General features: G+C 53.0%; 13 protein-coding genes. 4 read left to right on the forward strand and 9 right to left on the reverse strand.

Annotation, left to right across the window (positions count from 1 at the left end; all coding sequences use genetic code 11):
* Positions 1-149: 149 nt before the first annotated feature.
* Positions 150-1,349 carry a tyrosine-type recombinase/integrase gene (locus OSH09_RS03805; protein WP_266120208.1) on the reverse strand — a complete coding sequence of 400 codons (1,200 nt, stop codon included), beginning with the start codon at positions 1,347-1,349 and terminating at the stop codon, positions 150-152.
* Between the two features lie 189 nt (positions 1,350-1,538).
* On the opposite strand from OSH09_RS03805, the gene OSH09_RS03810 reads away from it, so the two are divergent.
* From OSH09_RS03810 to OSH09_RS03825, 4 genes are all read left to right on the forward strand, one after another.
* Complete coding sequence (locus OSH09_RS03810) at positions 1,539-2,603, forward strand: DNA-binding protein (protein WP_266120209.1); 1,065 nt, start codon at positions 1,539-1,541, stop codon at positions 2,601-2,603.
* 609 nt (positions 2,604-3,212) lie between these two features.
* The gene (locus OSH09_RS03815; protein ID WP_266120210.1) at positions 3,213-4,805 is read left to right on the forward strand and encodes a multicopper oxidase family protein; all 1,593 of its coding nucleotides are present in this window, start codon (positions 3,213-3,215) and stop codon (positions 4,803-4,805) included.
* A 161-nt stretch (positions 4,806-4,966) separates the two neighbouring features.
* The gene (gene purT, locus OSH09_RS03820; RefSeq protein WP_266120211.1) at positions 4,967-6,169 is read left to right on the forward strand and encodes a formate-dependent phosphoribosylglycinamide formyltransferase; all 1,203 of its coding nucleotides are present in this window, start codon (positions 4,967-4,969) and stop codon (positions 6,167-6,169) included.
* 18 nt (positions 6,170-6,187) lie between these two features.
* Positions 6,188-6,646: a hypothetical protein gene (locus tag OSH09_RS03825; protein WP_266120212.1), complete on the forward strand. Its 459-nt coding sequence runs from the start codon at positions 6,188-6,190 to the stop codon at positions 6,644-6,646.
* A gap of 76 nt (positions 6,647-6,722) precedes the next feature.
* Here OSH09_RS03825 and OSH09_RS03830 read toward each other — a convergent pair whose 3' ends face one another.
* From OSH09_RS03830 to OSH09_RS03865, 8 genes are all read right to left on the reverse strand, one after another.
* Positions 6,723-7,406, reverse strand: coding sequence for a helix-turn-helix transcriptional regulator (locus tag OSH09_RS03830; protein WP_266120213.1), 684 nt, complete (start codon positions 7,404-7,406; stop codon positions 6,723-6,725).
* Positions 7,407-7,463: 57 nt separating this feature from the next.
* Positions 7,464-8,636 carry a MalY/PatB family protein gene (locus tag OSH09_RS03835; RefSeq protein ID WP_266120214.1) on the reverse strand — a complete coding sequence of 391 codons (1,173 nt, stop codon included), beginning with the start codon at positions 8,634-8,636 and terminating at the stop codon, positions 7,464-7,466.
* 12 nt (positions 8,637-8,648) lie between these two features.
* On the reverse strand, positions 8,649-10,079 hold the full coding sequence (gene nhaC, locus OSH09_RS03840) for a Na+/H+ antiporter NhaC (RefSeq protein ID WP_266120215.1): 1,431 nt from the start codon (positions 10,077-10,079) through the stop codon (positions 8,649-8,651).
* Positions 10,080-10,163: 84 nt separating this feature from the next.
* Positions 10,164-10,547 carry a RidA family protein gene (locus OSH09_RS03845; RefSeq protein ID WP_266120216.1) on the reverse strand — a complete coding sequence of 128 codons (384 nt, stop codon included), beginning with the start codon at positions 10,545-10,547 and terminating at the stop codon, positions 10,164-10,166.
* A gap of 480 nt (positions 10,548-11,027) precedes the next feature.
* A complete protein-coding gene (pap, locus tag OSH09_RS03850; protein WP_266120217.1) occupies positions 11,028-12,557 on the reverse strand; it encodes a polyphosphate:AMP phosphotransferase in 1,530 nt (509 codons plus the stop codon).
* Positions 12,558-12,783: 226 nt separating this feature from the next.
* On the reverse strand, positions 12,784-13,383 hold the full coding sequence (locus OSH09_RS03855) for an SDR family oxidoreductase (protein ID WP_266120218.1): 600 nt from the start codon (positions 13,381-13,383) through the stop codon (positions 12,784-12,786).
* 587 nt (positions 13,384-13,970) lie between these two features.
* The gene (locus OSH09_RS03860) at positions 13,971-14,633 is read right to left on the reverse strand and encodes a hypothetical protein (RefSeq protein ID WP_266120219.1); all 663 of its coding nucleotides are present in this window, start codon (positions 14,631-14,633) and stop codon (positions 13,971-13,973) included.
* A gap of 490 nt (positions 14,634-15,123) precedes the next feature.
* The gene (locus OSH09_RS03865; RefSeq protein WP_266120220.1) at positions 15,124-15,585 is read right to left on the reverse strand and encodes a GNAT family N-acetyltransferase; all 462 of its coding nucleotides are present in this window, start codon (positions 15,583-15,585) and stop codon (positions 15,124-15,126) included.
* Positions 15,586-15,601: the final 16 nt, after the last annotated feature.

The raw sequence follows: 15,601 nt of genomic DNA on the forward strand, positions 1-15,601 counted from the left end.
TGTACTCCAAGGGTCGGCGATAGCAGGATCTTCCTGTGACTACCACGGCTGGGAACAGAAGTACCGCGCCGGGAGTCGTATCCTACCGCATTGTGGCCCGGCTCCGGCGCCTGCTTTTTTAATGAAGAGGCGGGCGTAGGGACGGCGCCTTATTGCCAACCCAGGCTATGTGACTGCTCCAGGGCTTGATGGCGTTGGTCATCATCCGCATGAAGATAGATATTGGTGGTTGCAATGGACTCGTGGCCCAGCGTGTCACGGATGATACGCAGATCCACCCCTTGATCAGCCAGGTGTGAACCGGCCGAATGGCGAAGCCAGTGTGCGGACGCCTGTTCCAGAACCCGTGCCTGAGACTCCTGATCAGGATGCAGAGCCCGTAAACGCTCAGCACTGCCCTGGAAAACCTGTTTCACCAGCACATGTGCCATTGCCCGGGTCAAATGCTTGTCCGTCGCACCGGCTGACATGAGTAAAGGGTAGGACTCCAAAGCCTGAGGTGGTCCTTTCAGGCCATGCGCTTCCCGATAACGCATCAATTCACCGTACAGCTCCTGCGTTAACGGCACCCGTCGCCATTTGTCGCCTTTGCCATGAATATGCAACCACCATTGGGCTGAAGCTCCCGCGTCTGCACGTTCCTGCACATCGGCCATACGAGCTTGCACCAGTTCCGAAATACGTAATGCACCGCCGTACAGAATAGAAAAAAGCCAGCGTACACGGGCCTTGTAGCGCAACTCGCTCTGCGTATCTTCAGCTAAAGACTGGATGTAGTCCTGCACCCAACGCCATTGCTGTCGACTCAAATACCGCTGTTGAGGGGCGGCCTTTTGCTTTTGACGACGCCCCTGATGGGACAAAGCCAAAGGATTGCCTGCCAAGTAGCCAGCTTGAACCAGCCAACTAAACAAGGAGTTCAAGATCAACAAAGCCTGATGACGGCTGCTTTCCGACAAAGGGCCCGCAAAAGGTCGCCATGCCGCATGGTGCCGGGCAGGGCGCGACCGCCCTTGCACGACCCAGCGATGTGCGGGTTGCGGGTCCGCTAAAAACAGACGATAGGCCAGGATATCTTCCAAGCTTAAGGACGAAAGATCCTTGCGACGCTCCAGCACCGCCCAGAGCAGCAGACGCTCTGCTTCCTTGCGATAGTTTGCATACGTACGCGGGCTATCTATATAGCGAGCCAACCAGGCACGCAAAGCCTCTATATCGGTTTGGGCCTCGATCTGAGCACGTCCACCTAAAGAACGATTCGCGCCTTGCCGCCCATCAAAGCGAGCCAGCAACTGAGCAATATCGTCTGATCCCAGATCGATCGGGGGTGAAGTTTTGGCTATTTCCATAGAGTCGCAAGAAAACGAGAGCGTGGGGAGAGCAGGGCAGGAGCGATGAACCTGTATGGCTGCATGTGGCCTTATCCAAGGCTGAATATTTGACATTATAGAGATAATGTCAAATTACAGAATCTGATTTGTTGATAATTTTATATATTACGTTGTATTATTAATTAAATTATCATCAGAGGTGGAAAAATGGAGCAAAACCAGCCCAATGAGGGCCAAATCCTGGCCGATGTCGCTGAATTACGTGATCGTTTCAGCCATACGCAGACTTTGTATAAAGAAGTGGCCGCACTCCTGTTTTTTCGCTATGGCGTCACACCAACGGCTAACAAGCTGTACCAACTGGTGCGCAAAGGCAGCATGAGCGCGCCCGCACAAGCACTACAGACGTTCTGGGAAGATTTGCGGGATAAAAGCCGTGTTCGGCTGGATGTAGCCGATATGCCGGAAGCGCTGCAAACCCTGACGGGAGATCTGTTGGGCCGTATCTGGCAAGAAGCCATAAGCCAATCCAAACAGCAGATGCTGCATTACCAAACGCAGGCAGACGAACGAATCGCCCAGGCATTGGCACAAACTCAGGAGGCCCGGCAGGCACTGGAAGCAGAGCAGGGCGCCTTAAAGAGTGCACAAGCCAACATAGAGCAACTGAAAGAAGAGCTGCAGATGGCTGGCCAGGAACAGGCCGCCCTGAAGCAAGACCTGCTGCACGCCAAACAACGGCAAAACGAACTTGAAACTGAAAGGCAGCTCGTTCAGCAAGAACTGCGTCGCCAAGGAGAGCAATTCACCCAAGACCTGGAACGGCTCCAAAAGGCGATTGAGCTGACTGAAGAACGCGCTCAAGCCAATGAACGCCGTGCTCTGCTGGAGATCGACAAAGAACGCTCGGTTCAAACTCGTTTGCGTCAGCAAATAGAAGAGGCCGAACAGGCAAACAAGGCCCAAAGACAAACTCACGAACAGGAGCTGAACAAGCAACAAGAACAGTTGCAGAAACTGCGCCAGGAGTTAGGGCAAGAGCAGGGCGAGCGCAGAGCTATGCAGGCCGCCTTGGACATCAGCCACAGCCTGTCCAAAGAAATGCAGGGACAATTGCAGTTGCTCCGTACTCGTAGCGCCTTGCTGGAACGAGAAAATGAGGAAGTGCGCAAGAAAGCCCAACAGCTCAAGCAAGAGCTGGAACAAGCCCAGACTCAGCAAGTTCGTCCTGTACGATTGAAGCGGCGTTTGATTAAAAACGAGCCCGAGTAGTAGGCTGCGTAGATGAGAGCGTCGCAACGCCCAGCTTAGCCTCAGGACTCCAAGCAAACTGCTACGTCACAGACTCTTATCTAGTAGAGTCTGCCCTGCGTAACGATCTGTTTTAACGCAAACGGATAGCCGTGGCCTCGTGCTAAGCTCCTATTCATGCTGTTCGCACCGCACACACCCCACAAAACATTAGGCTGGCTGCTTTTGAGCAGCCTGATTGTTTTGCTGCTCTGTTTTGGTTTGAGCAACACGGTGGCTGCCCAAACTACGCATCAGCACACTGAACGAACAAGCATCCATACGGCACATGTGTCCCCAACACAGTCTGGCCACAATGTCCCGAATCACTGCGGCACCCCGCAGAAAAGCGGCTGCTGCGCCTGTCTGGCGGTCGAAGCGCCAGAACCGAAAGCAGCCGCCTTACAGCCTGCCTTCCCTCCAGTCCCCCTGCATCAAAACTACATCTCCCGTCTGGTTGGGCCTGCCCAACCCCCTCCACGCTGGTCCTGATCATCTCGTTTTCATTGCCGCTCCCTGGCCTCTAGAAGCCAGCCCCTTATTCGTGGGCGAGGGCGGCGCACTGCTATTGATGATTTGTAGGAATACACCATGCAACGACGCGATTTTTTCAAACTGACTTTGGGTGCCAGCCTCTTGAGCAGCCTTCCTATGCGAGGCTGGGCTCAAGGCATGATGGGGCACCATGGTTCTATGTCTGGCCCCATGTCCGCCAGCAACATGACGGCAGCTCAAGGCCTGATGCCCGTAGAAAAAATGCCAGCAGGCCAGGCTCTAAAACCTTTGACTGTACTTAAAAACAGTAGTCAGAAAAAGGGTCTGTTTCAAGCCAAAATTACGGCTTCTCCCCAACAAGCGGTGCTGGCCGATGGCAAAACCACGGAGCTCTGGCTGTATAACGGTCAGGCTCCTGGCCCCTTGATCGAACTCTACGAGGGCGACCAGGTAGAAATCGAGTTTGAAAACCAGCTTGATCAAGCTACCACCATTCATTGGCATGGCCTGCCTGTGCCTTCAGATCAGGATGGCAACCCGCAAGACCCGGTTTTGCCAGGGCAAAGCCGCTACTACCGCTTTACCTTGCCCGACGCGTGTGCAGGCACCTACTGGTATCACCCGCACCCTCATGGCAAAAGTGGCGAGCAAGTCGCCCATGGTTTGGGCGGCACCATTATTGTTCGTTCCTCCGATGATCCGCTAAAGCAGTACACCGAACAGCACTGGGTCATCAGTGATATGCGTCTGGATATCAATGCTCATATCCCGGCCAACACGGGGCCAGACTGGATGGACGGCAGGGAAGGGCAGTTTGTGCTGCTGAATGGCCAACGTCAGCCACGGATACAGACCCATACTGGCGAGCGCATTCGTGTCTGGAACTCTTGCTCCGCTCGTTATTTGAATCTGCATGTGCCTGGCGCGCGTCTGGTCCAAGTGGGAACGGATGGTGGACTGCTGGAGCAGCCCCGACCTGCAGTCGATTCCATCTTGCTGGCACCGGCCGAACGGATGGAGGTCTTCATCCAGACCGATCAAGACCTGGATACCACCCTGCAAGCCTTGTACTACGACCGACAAAAAATGATGACAAAGGACAGTCGAGAGAATTTGACCTTGGCGACACTACAAATCCGTCATCAAGAAACAGAGCTTCCCCAGCAACTGCGTACCATTACGGCCATTCCTGCTGCCTCCAGCACGGCTAAAGTCGTCTTTAGCGAAGTCATGCCCCACAACATGCCCATGCAATCTGGCCATGAAAGCAGTTCCTCAGCCTCGTCCAGCATGGGTCAACACGATATGGGTGGAATGGGCGGCGGGCAGATGATGCCGGATATGGCAGCCATGCGCTCCATCTTCCGCATCAATAACAAGGTCTACGACATGGACCGGATTGACCTGCGTTGCCCGACCGGACAATGGCAATACTGGGATGTGATCAATGACTCCCATATGGATCACCCATTCCATCTGCACGGAACCCAGTTTCAGGTGATGGCGCGTCAAACAGGCATGCAGTCCGTACCCGAAGCTTTCCGTGCCTGGCGCGATACGGTCAATTTGCGCCCTAATGAAACTATCCGCCTGGCGTTTCGCCAGGAACTACCCGGACTACGCATGTTCCATTGCCACATTCTGGAGCACGAGGATCTGGGCATGATGGCGCAGTTGATGGTGGAGTAAGAAACACCCGGCCCCAAAGCCGACTAAAACCTTGAAAAGCGCCGCTCTGCTAGCCACTGTGCCAGCAGAGCGGACAAAGCCGTCCTGCTTAAAAAGAAACCGGGCACTGCCTGCATTACAATACCGCTTTTGAATTTCTTACTTTCAGCGGAGCACGCGCCATGAGCCTGTTGGGCACCCCTTTATCGTCGTCGTCGGACAAAATCATGCTCTTGGGCTCGGGAGAGCTGGGCAAAGAAGTGTTGATTGCGCTGCAACGCCTGGGGGTTGAAACCATTGCGGTGGACCGCTATGAAAACGCACCCGGCCAGCAAGTGGCCCATCACTCGCGCACCATCACCATGAGTGACGCCGAGCAGCTGCGCGCCCTGATCGAAAAAGAACAACCCACTCTTGTCGTTCCCGAAATTGAAGCCATCGCCACCGGCGTGCTGGAAGAGTTGGAAGCGCAGGGCAAAGTTCGTGTCATTCCCACAGCCCGTGCCGCTCGTCTGACGATGGACCGTGAAGGCATTCGCCGTCTGGCCGCTGAAACCTTGGGCGTACCCACCAGCCCCTACCAATTCTGCGAGTCGCTGCAAGAGCTGCAAGCCGCCATCGACGACAAGATTGGCTACCCCTGCGTCGTCAAACCCTTGATGAGCAGCTCGGGCAAAGGCCAAAGCAAAATCAGTGGCCCCGACGATGTTGCCAAAGCCTGGGACTACGCTATGGCAGGTGGCCGCGTCAGCCAATGCCGCGTGATTGTGGAAGGCTTTATTGATTTCGACTACGAAATCACCTTGCTGACGGTACGTGCCGTCGGCGCAGACGGCCAGATCGAAACCCAGTTCTGCGACCCCATCGGCCATAAACAAGTGGATGGTGACTATGTAGAAAGCTGGCAACCTCAACCCATGAGCCCCAAAGCCCTGCAAAGCGCACGCGATATCGCTCAGGCGGTCACCCAGAACCTGGGCGGCCAAGGCTTGTTTGGCGTAGAGCTGTTTGTAAAGGGCGATCAGGTCTGGTTCAGCGAAGTCAGCCCCCGTCCACACGATACCGGCATGGTGACTATGGCCACCCAATGGCAGTCTGAATTTGAATTGCATGCACGCGCCATTCTGGGCCTGCCCGTCAATACCGCCTTGCGCATGCCCGGTGCCAGCGCCGTGATTTATGGCGGTGTTGATGCCCAAGACGTGGACTTCCTGAATGTGGCGGAAGCCCTGCGCATCCCACAAACAGATATCCGTCTGTTCGGTAAGCCCGAAAGCTTTGAAAAACGCCGCATGGGTGTTGCTCTGGCGGCCGACACCGACCTGGAAACCGCGCGTGAAAACGCCCGCCGGGCCGCAGCGACCGTCAAAGTTCAAGCCCGCTAAGCGCAGGAGCCTTCCACCATGCCAGTTATCGTCGTACTGCTTTTTATCGCGATTATTGCGGCGCTTGTGTATGGTGGAATGCAGCTTTTTAGCTTGGTCAGCGCCAGCGCCGGTGTCATCGCCGCGATCTTGAGCCTTGTGATCGCAGCGGCCATTCTGCTGGCTCCGTTTATTATGTGGCGACGCCGTTATGTAGCCATTCACGGCAAAAAACAGCAGGGTCAGCGCATTCTGGAGCTGGTTTTACCTGATGGCTTGATCCGCCTGGATGCCTTGCAAAAACGTGGTCAGATTCAAACCGGGCAGGGCACCCGCACCTTTATCTTTGCGGATATAGCGGCGGTAGAACAAGAGGGCAGGGGATTGCGGCTGTCATTGCGTAACCCCGCACAAGACTGGAGCATTCAGCCTGCTCATCCGGCAGACGCCAAACGCTGGCACAAAATAATCAGTCTGGCCGCAAGGCAGGATTTATAAGGATCTCTATCAGGGGCCAAACTTCAGACCTGAAGATCGCGTCGTATCCAGGCGGTGCGACTCATCGTGCAAAACCTTATTTTTCCTGCAAGGCCCGTAAATGCAGATAGACCGTATTACGTGAAATGCCCAGAATCTGTGCCACTCGCGGCACCGATCCTTTCAGTTTGAAAATACCTTGCTCAAACAAAATCGTAATGATGCGTTTATTACGAAGTAGGGTGGTCACATCGCCTTCACGCTCGGCGCTCAGCTTGGCCGCCGCCACCGCTTCCGACACGGACTCGCCCACATTCATGGCAAAGTTTTCCTGCACGGGTGCCGAGGAGCCCGAGACGGCCTGGAACATATTCATGAACACCTGACGCAGCGGGGTGTTGAGATGAAAGTTCATGCATAACAAGCCAATAATCCGGCCTTTCTCGCCCTTGATCGCAATCGTGCTGGAATGCAAGGGTTCCCCGCGCTTGGTCTGACTGCCATAGGTAATGTGGGTAGGGCCGCTCTGTGACTCAATCTGAGCCAGCATGTTCAACGCCAGATCGGTCACCGGCGCACCCACTTCACGTCCCGTATGAAAACCATTCACTATCTTGATCACCGAGCGATCCAGATTCTCCAGACTGTGCAAGACGAACTCATAGCCATCCCCAAAATAGCTGGCAAAACCATCCAGCAAAGAAACATAGGAGTCCAGAATGGCCCGCTCTGCCGCGCTCAGCTTGATGGATTGGATAGTGGCTCTGGGTGATGTCGTCATAGGGCTCAAGCAAACGCCCCTGATAAGGGGGCGTTCGGGATTAGTAGATCCGCTACATTATGCCAGCATGGTCTGCTCGATGCGCATTACGGCTTGTTCCAATTGCACTCTGGGACAACCCAGGTTGATGCGGATATGGCGATCTCCCCCCGTACCCAACGTATGACCTGAAGTAATGGTGACCCCTAGCCGCTGCTCGATACATTGAAGCAGGGCGGTGGACGACTCCGCATAAGCACTCATATCCACCCACAAAAAGTACGTGCTTTCTGGCTGATAAACCGTTGCCTTGGGAAACAAGCGGGCCAGAGCCTGACTGGCATAGGCTACATTCCCTTCAATATACTCAACAAGCTGCTCATTCCAGTCGTCACAATCGCGCAAGGCAAACTCCGTGGCCACATGACCAAACAAGGAGCCCCCGTAATACATATTGCTGCGTTGCTGACCCTGAAAATAAGCTTGGCGCAGTTCCGGATTTTCAATAATCACCAAAGCGTGCTTCAAACCCGTGGTGTTGTAGGTTTTGCTGGCCGAGGTCAGAGTAATCGTATTGTTGGAGGCAGCCGAAGAGATGGAAGCTGCCGGCGTGAACGTGTGCTCACGGTGCACCAGACCTGCATAAATCTCATCGGTCACCATCACGATCCCGTGACGCAGACATAGCGCCTGCAAGGCTGACAGCTCTTCAAACGTCCAGACCCGCCCGGTTGGGTTATGAGGGTTACACAGCAGCATCAGTTTGCTGCGTGCAGTAATCACTTTTTCCAACCCCTCCAGATCCAGCTCGTATTTCCCATCCCGCACAATCAGGGGATTTTCTACAGGAACACGTCCCATGGCCAGAATAGATTCATTGAAGATATGGTGCGCCGGGGTTTGGAAGATAATCTCATCCCCAGGCTCCGACAGCCGCTCTACCACGGCATTCCAGGCAGCATAGACCCCGGTTGCCCCGCTAATCCACTCTTGCTGGATCTGCCATCCAAAGCGCCGTGCGCAGAAGCCAATAATGGCCTCGTAATAGCTTTGTGGTTTAAAGGGGTATCCGAAATGGCCCCGTCGAGCCGTGGCGGTCAAGGCCTCAACAATCGGTTCTGCCGAGCGAAAGTCCATATCTGCCGTACCAAAAGCCAGCAGATCAGGCCGATTCAATCGAGCAATTTCTTGCTCCCACTTGGAGGTGGAAAGCTCGGTACGGCTCAGAACCTGGTCAAAATCGTATTTCACATTTTCCCCTTATTAGTTAGTAGCAGGTGCGCGTAAGGTCAATGGACGAATGCGCTGATTGGCTCGGAAGATACCGATCCCCAGATAGCCGCACAGGACGGACAACAGAGGAGTCATCCATGCAATCAGGGTGTAAGGGGCATAGTCCAGCATGCTGACGCCCAAGACAGACGCATAGAAAAAGGCAGACACATCCCATGGAATAATCGCACCCACCATGGTGCCGCTATCTTCCATCGTGCGGGACAAGACGCTGGAATGGACATCTCTATCCTCAAACGCTTTACGGAAAGCCACGCCGGGCAAGGTCAAGGTGCAGTACTGTCCTGCACCACCAAACATCAGGGCCAGACATGCCACCGTTGTCGACAGAATCAGGCCACCCACACTACGCGCATGGCGCAGCAAACCATCCAGCAAGGTGGTGACGATTCCTTGATGATCCAAAATACCGCTGAAAATACCAGCGCATACACATAAATACACCGTAGTGGCCATGCTGACCGCGCCGCCACGAGACAGGAGCGAATCGATTGCCTCAATACCGCTTTGCAGCTTGAACCCATTCATGCCGCTATCGAGCACAGTGATCAGCTCGGCACCCTGAAACACAATCGCGCAAATCACACCCAACACGATGCCACCAATAAACACGGGGATGGCCGGTTTGCGCATGGCGCTCAACACCAGAACAAACAACGGCGGGGCCAGAAGAATTGGACTGATCGAAAAGGCACCCTGCAATCCCGCCATCAGCTCCGTGACGGTATGCAAATCATTCGAGCCTGCAACATGGACATGGCCCATATACGTAAAAAAGATCAGGCTAATAACAGCCGCGGGGATCGTGGTGTTCATCATCGACAAGATATGGTCGATGAGATTGGTATTTGTGCTGGCGGCAGTCAAAATGGTTGTCGCCGCGATAGGCGACATTTTTTCTCCAACCAAGGCCCCGGAAATAATGGCGCCAGCCGCAATAGGCAGCGGAATCCCCAGCCCACCGGCTACTCCCATCAATGCCAGACCCACTGTGCCCGCCGTTCCCCACGAGGTCCCGGTCGTCAGGCAGGTCAGAATGCAGACCAGAAAGGCCAGCGGCAAAAAATAGCCTGGATTAATGATGCTGATGCCGTAGTACAGCAAAGTCGGCACACTGCCCGCCGCAATCCAGACGGCGATCATGATGCCCACCAGAATCATCATGAACGTAGCAGGCAACACACGGCTCAAACCCGTAATGGCGGCATCCTGAATATCTCTCCAGCGATAGCCCAGATACAGGCTGAACACACTGGAAACGCACAAGGCAGCCAACAAAGCCATCACGATGGGCGCTTTGTTGATGACCAACGCAATCACGCAGCCCAAGGGCAGGAAAAAACCCAGGGCTGCCATGCCAAAGGCTGGTTTTTTGATTTTATTTTCAGAAACGGAACTCATGTCTTCTCCGGGGTCAGGAGGCACTCAATCAAGAAATGGCAAAAACCTGTTTCTTTGATCGCCGCACTCCCAAGCAAGTGAGGCCTAGCGTTGCTCAGGCAGGGCGCAAATCAGCTCGATCTCTACCAACACACCTTTAGGCAGTTGCTTGGCAGCGATGCAGGAACGGGCAGGTTTGGACGTGAAGCGCTCGGCGTACAGCTCGTTGAACACTGCAAAATCCGCCATATCAGCCAGAAAACAACTGGTCTTGATGACATGTTCAAACGAGGTACCCGCAGCACCAAGAACCGCTTCAATATTGCGCAGCACTTGCAGGGTCTGCTCCTTGATGGACAGACCAACAATCTCGCCCGTGACAGGGTCTAGCGGAATTTGCCCGGAGGTGTAGAGAATGCCTTGGTAGATCTTGGCTTGCGAATAAGGGCCGATGGCAGCAGGGGCGTCAGGCGTGTCGATAGTCAGCATTAAGAACCTTTGTGAGTAGGTCGGATCAGGAACTGAGATGTTCTGCATCCGGGATCGAGGCATAGATTATGACAGCACTAATGTTTAGTCAATGAACATTTGCTCATTTTACGAAAGCGCGTTTACTTCTGCTAGAAAGCAGGAGGGAAGGCTGGCGAAAACATTCAAACCCTCGTCCTGCAAGGGTTTACAAGCCTCTTTAACGCTGAGCGCGACGAGCCAAGCAGGCTACCCACCTCATCACTGTTATGTTTTTTATTCAGTGCCTGGCCAGTATTACAGCGGGGGGAATACAACAGATCAGCCCAGATTGTGAGCAAACCTGATAACAGGGGAAGGGAGGGGGGAGGCAAAAGGCAGAGGGCAGATTCTCAATCTGTTCCTTTCCAATAAAGCAATACATACAAAAAAACCGCCTTGAATTTGAATGGCTAGCACTCAAACTCAAGGCGGCTTACGCATCATCACAGCCTGTTCTTGTTATACCTGCTCACTGACCTGATCAGACAAGGCGGGCTCATTCAAGCTGATCATGTGCTCATCCAAAGACTCGAGCGTTTCCACTACCGTACGCAACACCTGAATCCGTGCCGCTTTTTTGTCCTTGCTGGGCACAATATGCCAAGGCGCCATGTGGGTGTCTGTCTGGGCGAACATCTCCTCTGCAGCTCGTTGATAGGCCGTCCATTTTCCCCGATTACGCCAATCGTCTTCCGTAATCTTGTAATTCTTGAAGGGCGTTTCCTCGCGGGCCTTGAAGCGTTTAAGCTGCTCGTCCTTATCAATATCCAGCCAAAATTTGATCACGGCAGTGCCGTTAGCCAGCAACTGCGCCTCAAATTCGTTGAGTTCCTCGTACGAACGATGCCAGGCGGCACGGGAAATCAATTTTTCCACTCGCTCGACCAACACACGGCCATACCAGGATCGATCAAAAATCGAGATTTCACCCAAACGCGGTAGTTTGCGCCAGAAACGCCATAGATATGGGCGCGCCAGCTCCACAGCGTTAGGGGCAGAAATAGGGTGGATATCGTAGGTGCGCACATCCAGAGCTTCGGTCAAACGACGAATCGTGCCGCCTTTACCCGCCGCATCCCGTCCTTCAAAAACCAGCACTAAAGAGTGCTTGCGGAAGGCTTTGCTGCGTACCGCGCAGGACAAGCGGCCCTGCCAATGCAAAAGCTCAGCATCGTAATCCTGCACAGGCTCTACAGGAGGAGGGGACTGAAGTGAAGCGGTCGGCACATTCAAGCGGAATGGGAAAGCATGGGGTTCTTTCACCTGACGCGGAACGATGGGCTTGTCCATCGCTTGTAAAACCACTTTTGCCAATGACACATCACGCAGGTTTTGATCAGCGCTGGGGATCACGACCCAAGGGGCGTAATTACGATGGGTGAGGTTAATGGTTTGCGTAGCGGCATTGCGCAAACGATTGAATTGCTTATGAACTTTCAGGTCAGCCTTGCTGACACGCCATGCCGTATTAGGGTCGGCCATCAAGGTGGCGCATCGATCTAGTTGAGCCTGGGCCGATAGGTGGAACCATAACTTCAGAACCTGCACACCTTGATACGCCAGTTGAGCTTCAAAACGGTTGATCAGATGGGTATACAGTGCAATCTTGGCCGGGTCGGGCTCTTTACGGCCCAACTCCTTCATTAAAGGCGCATACCAGGAACCAAACACCAAGCCCGTCTGACCACGAGCGGGCAAGCTATTCCAATAACGCCACATCAAAGGGCGCATGGCTTCTTCTTCGCTGAGCTTGCCGAATGCCAAGGTATGCACATGGCGAGGGTCCAACCACGTATTCAAGGTATTGATAGCGGAGCCTTTACCCACACCGTCCATACCGGCCACCACGATCAACAAAGTTTGATCCGCTTTATCCAGTCGCTCGTACTGTTTGGTAAGCAAGGCTTCACGCAGAACTTCAATCTGCTCCTTGGCCAGGTCATCACTCAAACTGGGATCGCGTTCGGCAAACTGTAATACATGGCCCATGGTGCATTGCTCCGGTTTACGTAGCTGCTCACTATAACCATGCAAAGGAAAACATAACTACCTTCAGAGCGAAAATAATCTGGGTAAGAGAGACTCCAGGAGGGAGGTGGACGAGAATCGATGTGAATCCTTATCCATTACTGACTTTACATAATATACATTATGCGATATTTATAATTATCCAGCCTGCATATTTCTCCCAGGTCGCTGGACTTGATCCCCATGCTTACTTGCCACCTGTTGCGTCCAGGAATGTTCCAGTAATAAAGGAAGCTTCAGCGCTGGCTAGCCATAAAATTGCACGCGCCACTTCCTCTGGCTGACCGCCACGGCCCATCGGAATGCTGTCCTTTAAACGTTCCACACGGCCCGGCTCACCGCCACTGGCGTGCATGTCCGTATAAATATGTCCAGGCCGAACACAATTGACACGAATCCCTTCTCGAGCAACCTCTTTAGCAAAGCCAATAGTGAAAGTCTCCAAGGCTCCTTTTGAAGCAGCGTAATCCACGTATTCGTTCGGACTGCCAAGCTTGGCCGCTATTGACGAGACATTAACCACGGAGCCGCCTTGCCCGCCATGGCGATAAGCCATACGTTTGGCTGCCTGTTGCGCACACAGCATGGGACCAATCGCGTTGACAGCAAAAGCTTGGCGACCTGCCACCTCTACATCAGCGGCAACAGCCACGGCATCAGATTCGCTTGTGACATAGCTAAAAACAATGTTGTAGCCCTGTCTTGCCGCCAGACGCGCTGTCGCTGCACCTATCCCACGACTCCCGCCGGTAATCAACATGATTGGATAATCTGACGCTAAGCCCATCTACTTATCTCCAGCATACAGTTTGAAGGCATCATAAGGCGAAAATCCAAGCCCTGCCCTGCTTGAGACTAAAACTGAACTCCTGCATGCTGTCGATACAAGCCCTTGCTATATATTGCCCTGTCTTTTGACCTACAGGCTACAGAGCTGAACGCCCAAGAAATCCAGCGCGTTCAAGACATTCTTGGGACCCCTGCCCTGTCTGCCATCACACCCAGGTTTGTGAACATCAGGCCCATTCAACTGCCTACCGCACAGGATGTGTTAACGCTGACACCCAAGCTGGATGAGCTGCATAGATTCAGCAAAGAGCACGGTACAGCAGGCATCGTCGTATTCGGTGCTCAAGAAAGTGGCAAGGCCTGTCTCAATGCAGCTTGTAGACGGCGTTGAAAATCAAATCTCAATAGAAAGCACGTAAAAAGCGTTTTTCCCCTCTGAGTTCGGCGTACCCGACAAACGCTACAACACCTGGTTCCACCTAAGCTCGACGCTGTCTATGCAGAACTGTTGCGTGCCGGGACGCGGATATAGGTGGCTTGCCTTCCATAACCCTTGAAGCTCAGATCAATCTCGACCTGTCTACTCTAAAGTGCCAGAGACAAAGCCGGTTTCGTCTGCATCGGTGTATCCGGGCTCGTGATTCCGAGCGCCGGGTTCAGCACGGGACTACCCACCTGCAAGTGGCCTTTGAATTTAAAGGACTGCAAGTTGGCCAAAGAGATAGCCAACTTGGCGTTGATAAAGTTGAAGGGAATGATAACTTCCAGTTCCGTCGCTGTGTGAGGACCTCTGTAGATATACCCTTGCAGCCCAAGAGTCTCAATCAGCGGCTTACTCTCGGGAATTTGAATTCCTATGTCACTTAAGGCTTTTTTGACCAGCCTGGCTTTTTCTTTCTGAGGGACACCGGGATCCGCTATTTCACTACCCGTAATATCTACAAACTGGGTTTTCTTGCCCTTGCCGTCAAAATTATTGACGGTGGATGCCTCGATGTAGATCAGGTTTATGTAGGCATCGCCGGTTCCGTTCTTTGGCAAGGAATCCGGCAAATATCCCTCTGCCGTCGTACGGTCTTCAGCCACATAGAACCCAGCCCAATCATCTTTATTCCCTTCAGGATACGACTTTATAAGCTCTCGATGGCTCTTGTCCTTGGCAGTAATGCCAGAGGACTTGTAGCCAAGAAAGACGCATGAGAGCCCTGGCTGTATGGCAACACTCGTTACTTTCGCTTTAACGGTCATCTCAATATCTCCCTATTCAGAATATTCACCACAAAGCCAATAGAACCTCGGCATTTATTTTTCTAATTTTAATTATTAATAAAGCCAAAGTAAAAAATATCACAGGCAAAGATATATTGATCAAGCAATTACCGTCAATCAATCCAGGCGACTAATTAAAACTACTTACTCCATATAATCAGCAAGTTAAGAAAACATACTTAATATATCAGTAGGCATATTAAATTAACCCGCAAGAATTTCAGAAAACCGTGAAGCCTATTTACGTATCACCCGATATGCGAGCAGACACTTTCGTTCAGATAAAAATAGAGATGGAATTAAATAAATAAAATTTTGCTGTGCTCTCCACAATAAAGCCGCAGCCAATGACCGAAACGCGGCGCCTGAACAGCATTGCACAACACTGAGCACTGCATTCAGCCTATGCGGTTTTTAGAGTTATTGTTCGCACCGCGATTGATGGCTGACTTTCCAGATGAAAATCGTCTTACAGGGTAAGTTTGAAACCCTTATGGCTAGCCGTAAAACCCAGTTGCTCGTAAAACCGATGTGCATCGGCTCGCGCCATATCCGAGGTCAACTGCACAAGTCGACATTGACGCTGACGGCATTGCTCTACCGCCCACTGGATCATCAAACGCCCCAAACCCGAACCACGAGCGGAACTGGCGATGCGCACGGACTCGATTTCCCCACGCCAGGCACCTTGGTGCGACAGGCCAGGCATATAAGTGATCTGCAAAGTTCCGACAACGGCGCCATTCAGCTCTACAACGGCCAGATACTGGTTCGGATCCGCCTCTATCGCTGCAAATGCGTCCAGATAGGACTGGGCCAAAGGCAGGCTGGTGTTTTCACGCTTCTGACCCAAAATATCGTCCGCCAACATGGCCACGATCGCTTCCAGATCTGCTGCTACAGCACGACGAAAAAAAGGTGTAGACGTCACTTCACACTCCTCATCA

This window comes from Alcaligenes parafaecalis (assembly GCF_026344135.1).
Taxonomy (GTDB): Bacteria; Pseudomonadota; Gammaproteobacteria; order Burkholderiales; family Burkholderiaceae_B; genus Alcaligenes; species Alcaligenes parafaecalis.